9 protein-coding genes are annotated in these 17116 nt (G+C 55.7%); 3 read left to right on the forward strand and 6 right to left on the reverse strand.

Annotation, left to right across the window (positions count from 1 at the left end; all coding sequences use genetic code 11):
• Nucleotides 1–285: 285 nt before the first annotated feature.
• Nucleotides 286–3720, forward strand: coding sequence for an SdrD B-like domain-containing protein (locus ACR0L4_RS19070; protein WP_480514654.1), 3435 nt, complete (start codon nucleotides 286–288; stop codon nucleotides 3718–3720).
• A gap of 509 nt (nucleotides 3721–4229) precedes the next feature.
• Here ACR0L4_RS19070 and ACR0L4_RS19075 read toward each other — a convergent pair.
• From ACR0L4_RS19075 to ACR0L4_RS19090, 4 genes are all read right to left on the reverse strand, one after another.
• Nucleotides 4230–6410, reverse strand: a complete 2181-nt coding sequence (locus tag ACR0L4_RS19075; protein WP_170754089.1) for a calcium-binding protein — start codon at nucleotides 6408–6410, stop codon at nucleotides 4230–4232.
• Nucleotides 6411–6767: 357 nt separating this feature from the next.
• Nucleotides 6768–8018 (reverse strand): HlyD family type I secretion periplasmic adaptor subunit, encoded by a 1251-nt coding sequence (locus tag ACR0L4_RS19080; protein WP_480514655.1) that lies wholly within the window; start codon nucleotides 8016–8018, stop codon nucleotides 6768–6770.
• Nucleotides 8019–8074: 56 nt separating this feature from the next.
• On the reverse strand, nucleotides 8075–9814 hold the full coding sequence (locus tag ACR0L4_RS19085; RefSeq protein ID WP_170754108.1) for a type I secretion system permease/ATPase: 1740 nt from the start codon (nucleotides 9812–9814) through the stop codon (nucleotides 8075–8077).
• 310 nt (nucleotides 9815–10124) lie between these two features.
• Nucleotides 10125–11999, reverse strand: coding sequence for a polysaccharide biosynthesis protein (locus tag ACR0L4_RS19090; RefSeq protein WP_480514656.1), 1875 nt, complete (start codon nucleotides 11997–11999; stop codon nucleotides 10125–10127).
• Nucleotides 12000–13003: 1004 nt separating this feature from the next.
• Between ACR0L4_RS19090 and ACR0L4_RS19095 the strand changes: the two genes are divergently transcribed.
• Nucleotides 13004–14491: an FG-GAP-like repeat-containing protein gene (locus ACR0L4_RS19095; protein ID WP_480514657.1), complete on the forward strand. Its 1488-nt coding sequence runs from the start codon at nucleotides 13004–13006 to the stop codon at nucleotides 14489–14491.
• Between the two features lie 347 nt (nucleotides 14492–14838).
• On the forward strand, nucleotides 14839–15360 hold the full coding sequence (locus ACR0L4_RS19100) for an NUDIX domain-containing protein (protein WP_480514658.1): 522 nt from the start codon (nucleotides 14839–14841) through the stop codon (nucleotides 15358–15360).
• A 236-nt stretch (nucleotides 15361–15596) separates the two neighbouring features.
• Here the strand turns inward: ACR0L4_RS19100 and ACR0L4_RS19105 are convergent, their stop codons facing one another.
• Nucleotides 15597–16205, reverse strand: coding sequence for a sugar transferase (locus ACR0L4_RS19105; protein WP_480514659.1), 609 nt, complete (start codon nucleotides 16203–16205; stop codon nucleotides 15597–15599).
• Nucleotides 16202–17047 carry an NAD-dependent epimerase/dehydratase family protein gene (locus ACR0L4_RS19110; RefSeq protein ID WP_480514660.1) on the reverse strand — a complete coding sequence of 282 codons (846 nt, stop codon included), beginning with the start codon at nucleotides 17045–17047 and terminating at the stop codon, nucleotides 16202–16204. The genes ACR0L4_RS19105 and ACR0L4_RS19110 overlap by 4 nt, the downstream gene beginning before the upstream one ends.
• Nucleotides 17048–17116: the final 69 nt, after the last annotated feature.

Raw genomic sequence — 17116 nt, forward strand, 5'->3', positions numbered from 1 at the left:
GCTTTACTTCTTAATCTTGGTCAACGTTCGAAACAATGAGCGTTGACCAAGATAGAAGATCCGGGGGACGACCATATTTCCGGTAGGTGAGGCACACGGTTTGCCTGCCGGAAATATATTAGTTGAATAGATTGCGAGAGTTTGGCCGTTTAGGGCTGATGAAATTCATTCCGATGCAGCCTCTCTTTCAGAGAACAGGCATTCTGACAGTTCCCTGAGTTCTGTATCCTGCTTGCCGCGGGTTGGGTTTTTGTGAGTACGAGTTATGGGTAAGGGGTAACAACTGTGACCAACAGCTATCAGCACTATGAGTGGACCGCTTTTACCGAGGCGGATTTTCTGGATCAGGGTGACAACGGTTCAAGCATCGGATGTGGTGACACCTTCACCATGCCCGGAAGCGCAACCGTCTGCATGTCCACTAAGGACGACGACCTTTTTCTATCGGGCGACAACCGCTGCAACGAGAATGCCAATGACTGGAGCGGTCAGAGGGCTTATATCGACGGCGAAGCGGTTGGTGGGCAGATGTATGCCGAAAGCTACCATGTCCTGAAAGGGTCGGATGGTCAGACCTACTACCTGATTGAGATCGAGATTGAAGGCCACAATGCGCCCGGTGCCGGCGAGGACTATTTCACCTTTTATGGTGATGTACCTCCGGAAGGCACAGAGCTGACTGTTGAACAGACATGCAACGTTTGGGGCAACTGGGTCGATTACAAATGTCTCGGGGCTGGTGATAAAATCGAAACTGGGTCGATTTCGGGTACCGTGTTCTGCGATGTGGATTGCGACGGAATCAACGGTGAGGTCAATGTGATCCCCGGCTGCGACTACACGTTCGAAGCAGAAGACATGAACAGTAGCTGGTTCAAGGTGGTCGAGGGGTCTCAGGCCTCGGGTGGAGAACTGGTGAAGTTGTCCTGCGCCGGAGGATTCGGCGCACTCTGCACTACGTTTGACGGGAAGTCCGGCGTCTACGACGTGAAAATTCGGGTGCAGGATGAGAATGATGGGCAAAGCGTAATCAGATTGAAAGTGGGCGGAGAATTCGTTGATGCGATCCGCCTAGACGCTGATACCGATGGTGGCGGGTCCAATAATGGCGGGTTCTCAACCTATGTCATCAAAGACGTCGCAATTCAGAACGGGGAAGATGTTACCCTTAAGGCCCGTGGTGATGGCAAAGAGTTTGTTCGTATCGACAATATCGTCCTCGAAGGTCAGGACCAGACTGAAGTTATCTCGGAGCCGACAAAAGAGGGTGTCACGATCAAGTTGCTGGACCTGGACGGAACCGTCCTTGCCACGACCCAGACCGATGCGGATGGCAATTATCGCTTTGATGATGTGCCTGTCGGTGACTACAAGATTATGGGCGTCGCCCCGGATGGAACGGAATTCACCATTCAGGATGCAGGGTCCGACGATCGCATCGACTCGGATGTCGATGCGAACGGCATGTCTGGTGTCGTTACCGTGACCAAAGACGGCGAAGCCGATATCGACCTTGGTGTCTGTGAAAAGCCGGAACCGGGTTCACTTTCGGGTCGCTATTTCTGCGACACCGACAATGACTCCATTGACAACAATAATGGCGACGAGCCTGGCATTACCGGAGTTCTGGTCACATTGCTGGATGCCAATGGCGACCCGACCGGAGCGACCACCGTGACGGATGCAAACGGGAACTACGCGTTCACTGGGCTTGAGCCGGGAACATACGGGGTCAAGTTCACCGATCCTGACGGTGTTCTGGTTGGTAAAGAGTTGGTGGATGCCAATGTCGGCGGTGACGATACATCTGACAGCGATGCGATCGGCGATTCCACGTCGTCGGTCATTGAAGGTATCGAGGTCGTCTCCAATGCCGACACCGGTGATAATGACGCTGGCGTTCGCAACTCCGACCCGATGACGGCGGAGCTGGGCGACACTGTTTGGTTGGACACGTTTGGCGACGGCATCCTCAACGATGAAGCCCTTGATCCATTCTTCTCGGGTACTGAGCAGGGGGTGCAAGGTGTGACTGTGCATCTGCTGGCTTCGGACGGCACGGTGTTGGACCAGCAGGTCACTGATGCGGACGGCAAATATCTGTTCACTGGCCTTGCGGCGGGCGACTACAAGGTTGGGTTTGTTCTGCCGGCGGGCTTTGCCTTTACAGTGGCCAATCAGGGTGGTGACGATGCGCGCGATTCCGATGCCGTGACCATGGCAGGCGACCCGGATTACGCAATGACGCAAGTGGTGACGCTGGCTGAAGGAGAATCCAACCTGACCCTCGACGCCGGCCTGCTGCGCTGCGGGTTGATTGAGGGCACTAGCCAGGCCGATGAAAATTCGCCCGTTGGGGGCTTCGATCTGCTGGTGGGGTGCGAAGGGAGCGACACAATCATCGGGTTCTCGGGTGAGGATACACTGATCGGTAATGGTGGCGACGATACTTTGAATGGTGACAGCTATGACGACCTTCTGGAAGGCGGTGAGGGCGCAGATGATCTGAATGGTGGATCCGAAAACGACACACTCGTCGGAGGCGCCGGAAACGATGACATCAACGGCGATGGCGAGGTCGACACCGCAGTCTTTGGCGGCAATTATGCCGATGCGACCATCGAAATCGTCGACCTGTTCACCGGCGAACTGACGATTACTTCTGTTGATGGTGTGGACCGGGTGCGCAATGTCGAGTTCCTGCAGTTCGACGATACCACGGTGTCAGTTGAGACGATCGTACCTGGCGGTACAAGCGATGCGGTTGCGGCTCCGCTGCCTGGAGGTTCGATCAATATCGACGTTCTGGCCAATGACATTGAGCTTTCAGAAGGTACGTTGTCGGTGGCGCAGGTCAACGACGGCGGATTTGGTTCCGTCGTTATCGAGGCCGATGGCACTGTGACCTACACCGCCGGAGCGAATTTCAATGGGCTTGATTTCTTCAACTACACCGTGACGAATGGTGTCGGGTTCGTCAGAACGGTCGAGGTCCAAGTCGGTGATGTGCCGACGCTTAATCCGTCCGACCCTGATGTGACCGTTCTAATTGAAACACCGGGCGAGAATGGTGTTGAATACGTAGGTAATCCCTCAGTCAATGATAGCATCCTCGGTACGCGCGGGAATGATACTATCAATGGAGCGTCGGGAGATGATGTTATTGACGGGGGGCGCGGTGATGACAGGCTGACGGGTTCGCAAGGCTTCGATACAATGATTGGTGGCGAAGGTGATGATAGTATCAGCGGAACCGGTCAAGGAGATGTCGCCTTTGGCGGTACCGGGGATGACGTGCTGACTGGCCAATTTGGCGATGACATCCTGTTCGGGGGGGGGGACAATGATTTTGTTCGTGGATCACAAGGGTCGGATTATGTCTCAGGAGGCGCAGGCAATGACCGTTTTCTCACCCCCAATGATGGCGCCGATACAGTCCTAGGCGGCGCGGGGTCGGACGAGTTTGTCTGGTCCGAAGCCGATGATGCTGGCGAACGCGATTTTATTGATGGGGAAAGCGGTGTCGACACGCTCGAGATTACGCTGAACGGTGCTGATGCGGTTGAGGTTCAGGCCGAAATCGATGTCTATCTGGCAATCGTCGATGCCAATTCACCTGCGCCGGGCAGCATCAATGACGGCAGTGTGCTGACGGAGACATTCAGCTTCACGACCATTGATCTGGATATCCGCAATATCGAGGACATTCAGCTCCTCTGATTTGCCTCGAAGGTTCCTGTATTCACAGTGAACCGTTCCATTCTAAGATCCGGGCCTGTTTCTTCAGGCCCGGATTTTTGTGTTTCACCACACTCTTGAAGCTAGCCAATCAGCCCCCTCGAACGAGTGGGGTTCATTCCAAGGCGGAGGAAAGCGCTGTGTGAGAATTGCGAGGCCGAGAGCCTTTTCCGAATAGATGAATTGCGGGGGCACCATCTTGCCGTGCGCAGGTATTCAATAATGCGCTGATCTATGATGTTGCCTCTGACCAACCCCGGGAGAGATTGCGCATATGCTTGGGGTATGGAGGGTATGGAGCCTTGCTCAAACCTATGTCGCTCCGGGTGTCGAGAACCAGATATGCAACGATGCAGAACAGTTTTCCAGTGGATTACAAAACAGAACACCGCCCCTGAAGAAATCAGGGGCGGTGCCCGGGGGACGAGTTCCAGGTCAGTCTTCAAACCACAACCGGGTACTCTGTCCTTTCTCTTGAGCCGATCATGCTATTATTCGGCCAACAGATCCCAGCTCAGGCCGCCACCGGCGTACTGAACGTTCTGATCGTCGTCGAGGTAACGGTCGACGAAGTCCGGAACGGTTGTGTTCGGCAGGGTGTCGCCTGCGAAACCGTCAAGCGGCTTGAAGCCTGCCGGATATTCCGGGCGCGTACCTTCCCAACCGGTGTCCGGGCGATCCGGATCGCAGGTTTCGACGCCAATGCACTTGTTTTCAAAGTAGATGACGCCTTTACCTTCACCGAAGTCCGTCTTCTCAAGATACTCAAGCAGAGCAGCGTTGAATTCGGCTTCGTTGCCAGGAACATCTTCTGCAGGCAACAGGTCCAGACCCAGTTCCGAGAACAGATCGTCGACCACAACCGTGTCGCCAGTCGCATTCGACAGAATTTCGATGTCATCACCGTTGACCACACGGGCTTCCAGCTGACCTTCATGAGCCTTGTGGAAGACCAAACGGTCATTGTTGATATAGCTGAAGTCTGTCACGACGTTGCCCTGACCGAAGCTTGCATAAGCTTCTAGAACTTCAGGACCGTCGCAGATCTGGTAACCGAAGACAAAGTCGTCGCCATCTGCACCACCGGTCAGAGTGTCAGCACCCTGGTCAGCGATCAGGCAGTCTTCGTTCTTGTTACCGAACAGCGCGTCGTTGCCATCGCCACCCAGCAGGGTGTCGTTGCCCAGACCACCATACAGACCACCGAATTGAGCATCCGGATCCACCGTGTCACCACGATAGTCGTTGCCGTCCTGACGGTACCCGGCTTCGCCTGCGGTCATGACGCGGTCGTCGCCGCCACCACCGAACAGGATGTCATCGCCTGATCCGCCTTTGATCTCGTCGGTCCAGCCGATCTGCTGGCCAACCGAGAAGAAGACGTCGTCGTCGTCGCCGAACAACACGTCATTGCCGCTGTCGCCGCCAACATAGTCTTCGTCCTCGCCACCGCACAGCGTATCTTCGCCGGAGCCACCACGAACACGGTCATCGCCCGAGCCACCGTCGGCCAGATCATTACCAGAGCCACCGATGATGTTGTCCTCACCTTCACTTCCGTGAATTTGATCTTCACCGGAGCCGCCCCAGATACGGTCGTCGCCGTCGTTGCCATCAAGCGTGTCGTCGCCGCTCTGACCACTGATGTCGTCGTCATCTGCGCCGCCGTTGACGTGGTCGCCGTCGTCGCCACCATAAATGGTGTCGTTGCCGTCGCCGCCGTCGATCCGGTCGGAAGCAAGCTCTGTCGAGGCTTTGCCGCTGGCATTGTCGCCCCAGATCAGGTCGTTGCCGTCGCCGCCGTCGATGCAGTCTTCGTTGTCGTTACCCTGGATGTTGTCGTCACCGTCGCCACCCGAAATCGAGTCGTCGCCGCTGTTGCCGCGAAGGGCGTCGTTGCCGCCATCACCGTAGATTTCGTCGTGACCGCGCTGACCGGCTACGAAGTCATCATCTTCGCCACCCGACATCCAGTCATCGTCATTGCCACCGCGCAGAGCGTCCTTGCCGGATCCACCCCACATTGTGTCTTCACCGTCACCGCCGTTAAGCGCGTCCATACCTGCGTTGCCGGCCATGACGTCATTGCCGTCTTCGCCGTACATGGCGTCGTCGCCTTCGCCGCCGGACATGGAGTCATCGCCTTCGCCACCGTACATGGTGTCACGGCCGCTCTGACCGAACATCAGGTCGTTACCGATGGCACCGCTGAGGGTGTCGTTGTCGGCACCACCGATCAGGCAGTCGTCATCTGCGCCACCCCAGATTCGGTCGTCACCGGAGTTGCCCATAAGCAAATCTTCGCCCGCGCCACCGTTCAGGGTGTCATTGCCGCCATTACCGGCACCGACGTCGTTGCCGTCTTCACCGATCAGACAGTCATCACCGGCAAAAATATCCGGCACTGCGCCGTCGCCAAGCATGACGTCGTTGCCGTAGCCACCGCCGATGGTGTCATCGCCGAGTTCACCGCGCAGATAATCGTCGCCGTAGTTGCCAAGCAGGACGTTGTCATTGTTGTTACCCAGAATATAGTCGTTATCTCCAAGACCTTTGGCCTTGTCGATTCCGTTATTGTCAGGGTGTTTCAGATTGAGGTTATCGGATTGAGGTGTGCCGATAAGAACGGCGCCAGGAACAGAGTTCCAGGCCTTTGTTAGTTTCTCAGACATGTTTTACCCCCGGTAAAAATGAACAATTTACTGCAATCAATGGACCGGGCTTGTCGGCCCTAATGCAAAACAGTACGTCGGCATAAATTTGCCGAGCACATGTCCAATGAGCCACTGATGGGGGAATTGCCGCTACCCCCATTTGGGGGCAATCACGGGGTTCATATTGGAAACAAAACGCCGAGATTGTCTTTAGGGCAACACCAAATACGTTGCACGCATACTGCTATGCAGCGCAAGACTGATTCACCGGATAGGTTGTGTCCGGATCCGATCAAGCCAAATTTAGCGGGCAAATTGGGCAAAATTCGGGCGTTGGCCATTGGGCCGTGTAAACGATTGCTCTCGACCCTGGCTTCAGCCGTCGCGGAACGCTTTGCTGAAGTAATCGGTCAGCGGGGCCGAGAGGTAGGCCAAGGGGGATCGGTCTTGGGTGCGGATGAAGGCATCGACGGGCATGCCAGGGATCAGAGTCTGACCCTCTTCCAATTTACCCAACTCTTCTTCCGGCAGCTCCAGTTCGACACGGTACCACGAGGCTCCGGTTTGTTCGTCGACAAACGAATCCGGTGAAACCTGTGTGACCGACCCAAAAAGATCTGGCGAATCCCGCAGATCAAAGGCGGCGACGCGCATCACCACTTCCTGCCCGCGATAGACCTGATCCACGTGGATCGGATCGATCCGCGCCTCGATGATCAGCGGCCGGTCCTGCGACACCAGAAACAGGGTTGGGTCGGCGGGGCGGATAACCGATTTCCGGCCGAACACCTGCAGGTCGTAGACCACGCCCGAGATCGGAGCCCTGATATCCAGCCGATTCAGGCGTTCGGTCAGCGATCGGCGCTGTTCGGCCAGTTCCAGTTCGTTAAATTGCAGGTCGCGCAGGCGGGTGATAGCGCTTTCGCGGCGGGCGGAATAAATCTGCAGCTCTTCAATCTCAAGCTCTGCAATGCGTTCCAGGGTCTGGGCCCGCTGCGCCACGAGGTTGCCGACCGTCCCGGCCAGTTGCGCCTCTTCGCGCTGTAGGCTCAGCACGCGCGACGCCTGTGCCAGACCTTTGTCGAGCAGCGATTGCTGGCTGGCCAGTTCATCCGAAATCAGGCTTTGCTGGCGGCTGAGCGCGTCCATCTGCGCATCCAGGCCTTCAATCTGGTTGTTCAGTTGCGTTCGCTGGGCATGCAGCTGTTCGATTTCCTTGGCCTGTGCGTCCCGGCGGGCATTGAACAGACGCACTTGCCCCGCAGATACGGTCGCAATCTCGGGACGCCTCTTGACGTGGTCCAGCAGTATCCGGTCAAACCGGACTTCATCAGCGTCATCGCGTTCTGCCTCTAGCCGTCCGCGCCGCGCCATCAGTTCGAACAGCTGCCCTTCGACAATTGTCAGTTCGGATTGCAGCAACGTGGGATCAAGCCGGATAAGGATGTCATCCTCGGCAACCAGATCGCCTTCCTCAACCAGAACTTCTTCGACCACGCCGCCGTCAGGGTGTTGGATGACTTGCCGGTTCTTGTCGACCACAACCCGGCCAGAGGCCACCACTGCGCCTGAGATATTGGCCATGATACTCCAGGCTCCGAAACCGCCGATCAGAATGGCCATCATACCAACCCCCACCATCATGGGGAAAGTTGCTGAGAAACGCGTCTTGTTCTTTTTACTCATGTCACACCGGTTGGTTTATTGGCGGCTTGTTTAATCTGAGCATGGTTTTTGAGCACTTCTGCCAGAACGCCTTCGCGCGTACCCCAGGCTCGGCGCGCGCCATCTTCCAGCATCAGCAGCATGTCACATTCCTCAATGGCGGCGGGGCGGTGTGCCATGATTAGCACGGCATGGCCGTCCTTTTTCATCTGCCGGATTGCGGCGTTGAGCGCCTCGGAACCCTCGTTGTCGAGGTTGGAGTTCGGTTCGTCCAGCACCAGGATAACCGGATCACCATACATGGCGCGGGCAAGGCCTATGCGTTGCACCTGACCGCCGCTGAGTTGGCTGCCAGTTGAGCTGACCTGCGTGTCATAGCCATCTGGCAGCTTCAGGATCATTTCATGTGCGGCGGCTTTCTTGGCCGCTTCCACGATCTTGGCATCGTCGAGCTTGGTGTTCAGGCGGGCGATATTTTCGGCAATGGTGCCGTCGAACAGTTGCACTCGCTGCGGCAGGTAGCCGATATATTGGGCCAGTTTCTCGGGATCGTATTGTTCCAGTGAGGCCCCATCCAGACGAATCTTGCCGCCAGCCGGCGCCCAGACTCCGGTCAGGGCACGAGCAAGGCTGGATTTGCCTGAACCGCTGGGCCCTATCACGCCGATCGCCTGACCTGGTTTTACGTCGAAATTCACCAGCCGCAAAGAAGCTTGCCGTGCATTGGGTGGCACGATGGTCAGCTGATTGACCGTCAGCCGCGCCTTGGGTTTGGGCAATTCGACACGGGTGGTTTCGGGGGGGACTTCGGCCAGCAGTTCGACCAGATTGTCCCAGCCGCGTTTGGCGCGCTGCACCATGGTCCACTGACCCACGACCAGATCGACAGGCGCCAGGGCGCGACCCAGCAGGATCGACCCGGCGATCATCGCGCCCGGGGTCATCTGCCCCTGCAGCACCAGATAGGCACCAAGCGCCAGCATGGCCGATTGCAGGAACAGCCGGAAGGTCTTGGTTGTGACCGAAAAGGTGCCTCCCAGATCGTTGGCGCGCAGGCTTTGGTCAAGTGCCTTGCCGCGGGCCTTGTACCAGCGTTCGAAGGAACTGCGCTGCATGCCGAGGCTGCGGATATGTTCCGCTTCGCCATGCAGATGTTCCGCCATGCTGTCCGAGGTATAGCTTGCCGCCGTTGACTGCATCACCGCACCCTTGGTGGTGATCTGGTTCAGCACGGTAATCAGGATCAGCAGCGTGCCCCCACCGATGGCCAGAATACCCAGTAATGGGTGGAACAGCGTTATCCCCAGCAAAAAGACCGGTGTCCACGGAATATCAAAAAGGGCGGCAAAGGTCGGTGAGGCATAGAACCGTTGCACCGCCTCGAGGTCCTTGAGCTGGTTGTCGGATTGCTTGACGTCTCGGTTCAGCGACGCCTTCATCAACATTGCGCTGAACACCCGCCGGTCGAGGCTGACTTGAAACCGTGCCCCCATACGAGCCAGCAAGCGCCCGCGGGCCCAGTCCAGTACGCCCATTGCCAGAAACAGGAAGGCCATCAGCGCAAACAGTGCGACCAATGTTTCTTCAGAGCGGCTTCCCAGAACCCGGTCATAAATCTGCAGCATGAAAAGCGGACCGGTCAGCATCAGCAGATTCACGAAGATACTGAAAATGCCTGCGCTCCAAAGTAATCCGCGATTTTCGCGTCGCACGTCACGCAGTTCGGCCTGCCCTACGGCACGCTCAGAATTCCGCATTCGTCTTCTCCATTCCCCTAAACCGTTGGAGCATCACGCACCCGTCAAATTGCTTAATAATGTCAAAATAAACTGTGAATCGTTCCAGAAGCGTAGCGGTCGATCCATCCGCCGTCACCACCAGATTGCATCGGGGCAGGCAACAGCAATGGGGCTTGCGGTATATAGAGGGGTGGTGGCGCCAGGCCACCTTATATGGTGCGGTCTGTCCTGTTGGGTTGGTGTCCGGATGCAGCACGGATATCTATTATTTCTTTTTTGGCTACAATTTTATAAAAATCTCGCCACTGTTGGCGGCGCGAATCTTGGGCTACGAAGTTTTGAGCTTCGGTTCGATCTCCTGATATCCTTCCACCCAGCGCTTGATCAGGGCACGGCTGCCGATCTCGTCGCCACCGGACACGGTTTCGCGCAGGCCCTTCAACACGCTGGCGATCTCGATCTCTGACAGAAAGCCCTCATGTGCGCAAAAGATTTTGGGATGGCGGGTGCTGACCAGGCCATCCGACAGAGTGAGTTCCTCTTCGATCTTCTCGCCGGGGCGCAGACCGATCACTTCGATCTCGATATCGCCGTCGGGGGTTTCTACGTCACGCACCGTATATCCCGCGCTTTCGATCACCTGCCGGGCCAGCTGTATAATTGACACGGGTTCGCCCATATCCAAGACAAATACCTCGCTGCCCCGGGCGGCTGCCCCGGCCTGCAGCACCAGTTGCGTGGCTTCCTGGATAGTCATGAAATAGCGTTTCACATTGAGGTCGGTGACGGTGACGGGCCCACCACGGCTGACCTGTTCTTGAAACAACGGTATGACCGAGCCGCTGGATCCCAGCACATTGCCGAAACGGACCATGGTGAAAATGGTTTTTGTGTTGCGGGTGGCCAGATCCTGTACAACCAGTTCGGCCAGCCGTTTTGAGGCTCCCATGACATTGGCCGGGCGCACCGCCTTGTCCGTTGAGATCAGGATAAACCGTTCGACCCCGGCCCGGGCTGCCTCGTGCGCCAGCGTTTGGGTTCCCAGAACATTGTTGGCCAGACCGGGCAGAGGATTCAGTTCGACCAGAGGCACATGTTTATAGGCTGCTGCGTGCAGCACCACCTGCACCCCGTGATCGACCAGGGTTCGGCCAACCTGTTGTGGATTGGTGACCGATCCCAGTATCGGAACGATTTCGATCCCCAGCCCTTCGTTCAGCTGTGTCAGCTCCTGATGGATGGTGTAAAGCGCCAATTCGTTCAATTCATAAAGCACCAACCGCGCGGGGCGGCAAACCAGCAACTGACGGCAGAGTTCTGAGCCGATCGATCCCCCGGCGCCCGAAACCAGGATCGAGCGTCCGGTATAGCTCTGGCAGGCCTCGTTCATTTCCAGATCGCGGGTGGCGCGCCCCAGAAAGGCCTTTGGTGCGATCGGGGTCAGTTTGTCGACCAGCTCTTCCTTACCGATCAGTTGCGCGAACGAGGGCAGGGCCTGTACCTCAAGCCCCATCTTCTGCAGTCGACGGGCAATCTGTGCCTGTTTAGGCTGGCTCAGTGATGGCATCGCCAGCAGCACTCGGTGAATGTTGCGCTGCTCCACGAGCTCGGCAATTTTGTTTGGCGACAGCACGGGCAGACCCGCCAGCAACACCCCCTGCAACGAAGCTTTGTCATCCACAAAGGCAACCGGGGTAATGCTGTCATGGGCGCGCAGGGCCTGAACCAATTGCATGCCGGTTGGGCCCGCGCCGTAGATCAGTACCCGACAGCTTGGCTGCCCGCTTCGGTAGATGGCACTGACGATATGAAACAGTGCCGCGCGAGTTGCTGCGATCATAAGGAAGTAGAGAATTCCGAAAACGATATACGTGCCTAGGGGCAGGCTCAGCCCGGCGATCCGGGTTGCGACTAAGGATAGTCCGGCCACCGCTGCAGCGTATATTGCGGTCAGGCCAACAGCATTTCTTTCGTAGGATTTGAGCTTGATATGGGGTAGCCCCAGCAACAAAGATAAAAGCGCCGAGGCAAATATCAGGTAAGGCAGAACCGTAACGGCCTGACTCAAGGTGACGCCGGTGAGTACGGGTATGGGTTGCACCGCATAGGTCGCCAGCATTGCAGTCAGTATAAGCCCCAAATCGATGAATAAAAAAATCCAAGCCTTCTGTTTTCGGCTTAAAGAATTAACCAAATTCAACATCTATCACATCCCCCAAAGGATATCCCATAGTCGTAGGTTGTTTGTGCAACATGACTATGAGACGCCACCGCCGATGTCTGTTTTCAAATCGCTTAGCGAGGCATCCGTCAGGGGAGCCTAGCGCAAGGTTGGGTATCTCCCAAAGGGATTTCTTCAATGAAACCAAGCGGGCGGTTAATCGCTTGACGATTGGCAGGGTTGTGGCGGATTGTTGCGACCCGCAGAAATTGCCATCGTTGCTCGAAGACAGAAGATGCATGATCTTGCTCATTGCATCGCCTGAAAACGGATGCTTCTAAAGTTGGTGATCAAAGAAATCGAAGTGGTCATTTCATGTGTCATTCTCATCCCAAAAATGACCTTGATCGCTGTTTCACGGCTTGTGCGTTCATTTTGGTAAAGGCTTGGTTAATGATCAACGCTGTCTAAGACAGGACCGTGATTATTAATGAAAGATTAATGTATCTATGTGCGGTTTTGACATCAGATCGCCTCGGCGATGCATGAAATACAGGCATCTTTTCTTTCGTGGGCCATGTTTCTGAGGGCAGATCTACTCTGCAAGCAATTTGAGGAATAGCGGATTTCTCAAATTACCTTGGTTGTCTTCTTGGAGAGTATGACAGGATAAGGTGGTTGTGTTACAAAAAATATTCGGTTGTGCTTGGTGGTGAACTTCGGAGATCAGGGACTGTTGTTGACACACCTCAATCTTGGCGGCAGCTTCTTCGATATAGCGGACGTTCGACAAATTTGGGGCAAATACCGAGTTGCGGGCTTAACAACCGTTCTCCGGAACCGCATAGTTTATGGCCATGTATGCCTCGTGTGATAACCCCAGTGACATTCGCCGGATCAGCGTCAATTAGCTGGTTCACATTGAAAGAATATTTTCTTCCTTGAGGTGCACAGTGGCTTGGCTCATACCCCCCAAATCAGGAAACGTCTATATGGCGGTGCATCATCGTTCCTTCTGTCGAATGCTAAGCTGTTTGGTGGGTGCAGTGAGTTTTGCGATTGTCGTTTTTGGGGCGCTGCTTGCTTCGGCAAATCCATCATCCGGTGTGGGCAAAACGTCAAACGAGCCCACCAAACATTATACTCAGAACCCAATGATTTTCCAACTCGATATCCCGATCTCCTCAAAGGGGTTAGGCTCGCTCTTCGCTCACGATCTGACTGGAGATGGAAAGATGGACTTTGTCATCACATCCCCGGGACATGTTGCTGCATACTCCGGCATTGGAGAACCGCTTTGGCACGTTCGAGACGATATTTCACTAACCCGCGTAGATCGCGGTTTCGGATACCCTGGGAGCCACGCTCCAGGTGCGATAGCCGGCGATGTTGACGGCGACGGATGGGAGGAAGTCGCATACCTGCTTTCTGAAGGCACGCTGCACATCCGGGATGGGAGAAACGGGGAAATCGAGCGTAGTTACTATTTTCCAGACGCTCTGGCGCTTGCCATCGCGAACTTACGCGGTAAAGGTGATCGTGACGCTGTTCTACAATATAGCCAGCGCGAGATTCGCGCAATTAACCTGGAAAATGGCGCGACACTCTGGCATGTCACGGATTGGTGGGGCGTAGAGCACAGCATTGTTCGGGCGATCGACCTTGATGGCGATGGTCTCGACGAAATTTTGGGCCCCACCCTCCTCGACCACAACGGCACTCACATACAATCCGCTGTACGGGAGGGTACGCGGATTGACGCCTTTGATAGTATCGCCGTTGGTGATCTTCTGCCCGAGCCGGGGCTCGAGGTCGCGCTTGCTGAGCAGCATGGCAATGAGGAGACAATAGTATTCGGCGCGGCAGGAGGAGGCTGGTCAACCCACCATGAACCGGGGGGGATTTGGGCAATTGGTGAATGTCGCTACAACGAAGATGCCGATAAGATCGCTGTGGGAGACTTCGATTCAACGCGCCCAGGACTGGAAGTATTCGCGCGCTCTTCCTGCGGCAACCATCCTTGGCTGATGAGTGCAGATGGAAAGGTCATAGGATCTTGGTCGGTCCGCCAGACTGCCCCGCCCGGATGGTGCTATGTTGGTAATTGTCGGGCCGATCCGGAAGCCAACGTTCTCGAGCAGATTGTAGACTGGATCCGGGTTGATTTTCGTGGGGGTCGGAGCGGCCGTAGGGGAGAATACGGTATCGATATAGCGCGGCCAGTTCACTGGGACGGGACTGGCCGACAGCTTCTCTTCGTGACTGAGCGTCATGTTGATGGTCAAATCGCGCTCGTGGATGCACTCGACGGTCATTTCCTTCACGTTTGGCCGACTCGGGCGGCGCGAACTTATGCCGCTGATATAGCAGGAGATTTCCGCGAGGAGCTTATCGTTCTGGAGGAACATAAAGACGGGTCGACTCTTCAGATTTTTTGGAACGAGGATAAAGCGAAGGGACTTATGCAGGCGTCGCTCTGGGAAGACCAACACTATCGTCGAATCCGTCAGAATTGGAACTACTATTCCCCTTAGGACTAGATACTGTTTTAGCGTCGGTGTTTTGCTTGGTGTGTCAAACGCTGGCTTGTGCTGGACAAAGTCAACGTAATGCGTTTACGCCCAACTCGATGAACTCCGTTTTGAGGTTGCGGCATGCTGCATGAGAGAGGGACTAACGGCAGCCGTATTCACATTAGCCCATACAACTTTCTGTAAGTACACTAACTGCCATTGTTTACCTATAGTCAGCGACTTAGTTAAGCGGCGTGTGTACTTTTGTATTCTTTGGGTTGTTGAAACGTCCTTATCAATCTTTTGGCGATAAATGCCTTGGTGTCATTTTTTGCCTACAGAGAGACATCTGATATTAAGGAGCAACAATGAGTGTTGCCGAAGCGACCAATCTGCAAGGAGCCAAGATAGCCGTCATTTTTGAGGACGCGGTGGTTACCTATTTGCGAGACAACGTCGATCACATTCCTATTCCAAATCAGTGGGACTTGCCGGGAGGCGTGTGCGAAGCTGGGGTAGCCGCAATATCGTGTGTATTGCGTGAAACACAGGAAGAGTTTGGCATATGTATACCAAAGAGCTCGATTGTATATGAGGCAACTTACTTCGCTGAAGCTGCCGGCGATCTACCCAAGCGCGAAGTAGCCTTTTTTGCTTGCATTGTCTCAGCAGGCGCTATTTCAGCGATAAGATTTGGTGAAGAAGGGCAATGTTGGCGAATGATGCCAATCCGCGAATTCCTAAATTGCGTTGACGCTGTACCCGAGTTGAGAGGTGTTTTAGAAACGTTTTGGAAGACGCAACAGATACGAGCGGACCGTTTCTGTTTGCTATGGTCAAGTGGCGGATTGCTCCGGACTGCGGACATGGAATGGAATTTATCTCTCTGAAAAGTCCCCGGTTTGAGGATTGCCTCGCCGTACGATTGGTGCTGCAGCGTGAATCGTAGTGACTGTAATCTGGGTGCTCAGCTAACAGGGTAAGATTATCAAGGGCGTCGAACCAGCGAGCGAGCCAAGTGGCCCTCTGGTCAACCTGTTAGCTGCGCCATTCGGCGCTAACGGCATTGCCGTTACGGAACACTATTTCTAGCCGCCAATTGCTTTGTTATGAACCCCAACCAGGCTCATCTGCGAAACAGATTGCCGATGGTTATGAATACCAGCGCAAAATCGTAGCATATGTTTTGGCGCCGCTGGTAGATCAGGTCGAGCCGCGCTTTGGTTGGAACGCAACAACGGCTATAGACCGCGTCGGTTTCCTCGGGCGTGCTGCAGCGTGCCAGCAACAGCTCTTCGTGCTCGTGATAGACGATCGTGGCCAGACCGGTCACACCGGGGCGTGATTTCAGCACCTGTGCATAAAGCTCTGGGTAGCGATCAACATATTCTCGCAGCGGTGGCCGAGGGCCGACAAAACTCAGATCACCCTTAAGGATGTTCCACAACTGCGGTAGCTCATCCAAACGTTTTGCCCGCAACCAGGCACCGGTCGGTGTGATCCGTGCGGCTTTATCGCCGCCTGACACGCCGGCATCGGAGGCCGCTACCGTCATAGTGCGCAGCTTCCAGAGGTAGAACGGCTTATCTATCCCTTTCATCCGCTCGGCCACATGAAAAACCGGCGATCCCTCGCGCAGCACCACCCATAGCATCAGCAGCAGCAGGACCGGGCTGAGGATTATGGTTAGCAGACAGGCAAAGAACAGGTCGAATATGCGTTTGTACCATGTCATGCGCGCTGGCTCTGCTGTGGTCTTAGGCGCCGCCATTCAGCGACCATATCCGCAGGATCGGCAGAGACGGGCGGGCACAGGCGCGTCAGTCGTTCTGCCGACAGATGCACCTGTGGGATTGCGTCTTTGCACGCCGGGCGCGCGGTCCATTCCAGTCCGGCGGCATCCAGCAGGGCGCTCATTTGAATCGGTGTGGGCGCGGCAATATTCAGCGTGCCGGGCAGATTCCGTATCGTGCACAAATCGGCCAGAACATGGGCCAGCGCTTCCGGTCCGATATAGCTGCGCCGGGGCGTTCGGCCATCTGCAAAACGATCTAGTGCAAAGCCCGGATGCCAGCCGCCCAGAATGGCGTCGAGGCCGGCAATGTTGCCAATCCTGAGCGCAGTCACATCCACACCCAACTGTTCTCCCAATGCGGCCCCTTCGGCTTCCATGACGGCCTTGATGCGCCCGTAATCGGACAGCGGGGCAGGGGGGCGGTCTTCCTCCAGAATCCCGGAGCTGGCCCCATATATCGCAGCTGACGAGGCCAGCAGAACCCGCGCCCCTGTCTCGGCTCCGGCGCGGATCGCTGCGCGGGCCAGCGTCAGGTTGTCATTCAGGTCACCCCCTGCTGCTGCGCGGGCATTGGTGACACCAGCCAGACACAGGATCGTGCCACATCCGGTTGCTGCACGGATCAGTGCTGAGGGGTTATTCAGTGGGTCGAAATACAGCCAATCTGACCCTGGCAGTGTACTCCGAGATTGCCAACGTGCGCGGTTCCCAGACCAGCACTGCCGTAATATGGCACCGATCCGACCTGTTGCACCAAGGACCAAAACCTTAGGAAATTGCATGGAAATCTTTGTTCTTATTGACCCGTTTTGGGGGGGCAGTATCTTAGCCCCAACAATAATGACAAGGCG

The sequence above is a fragment of the Ruegeria sp. AB5 genome, assembly GCF_056542645.1.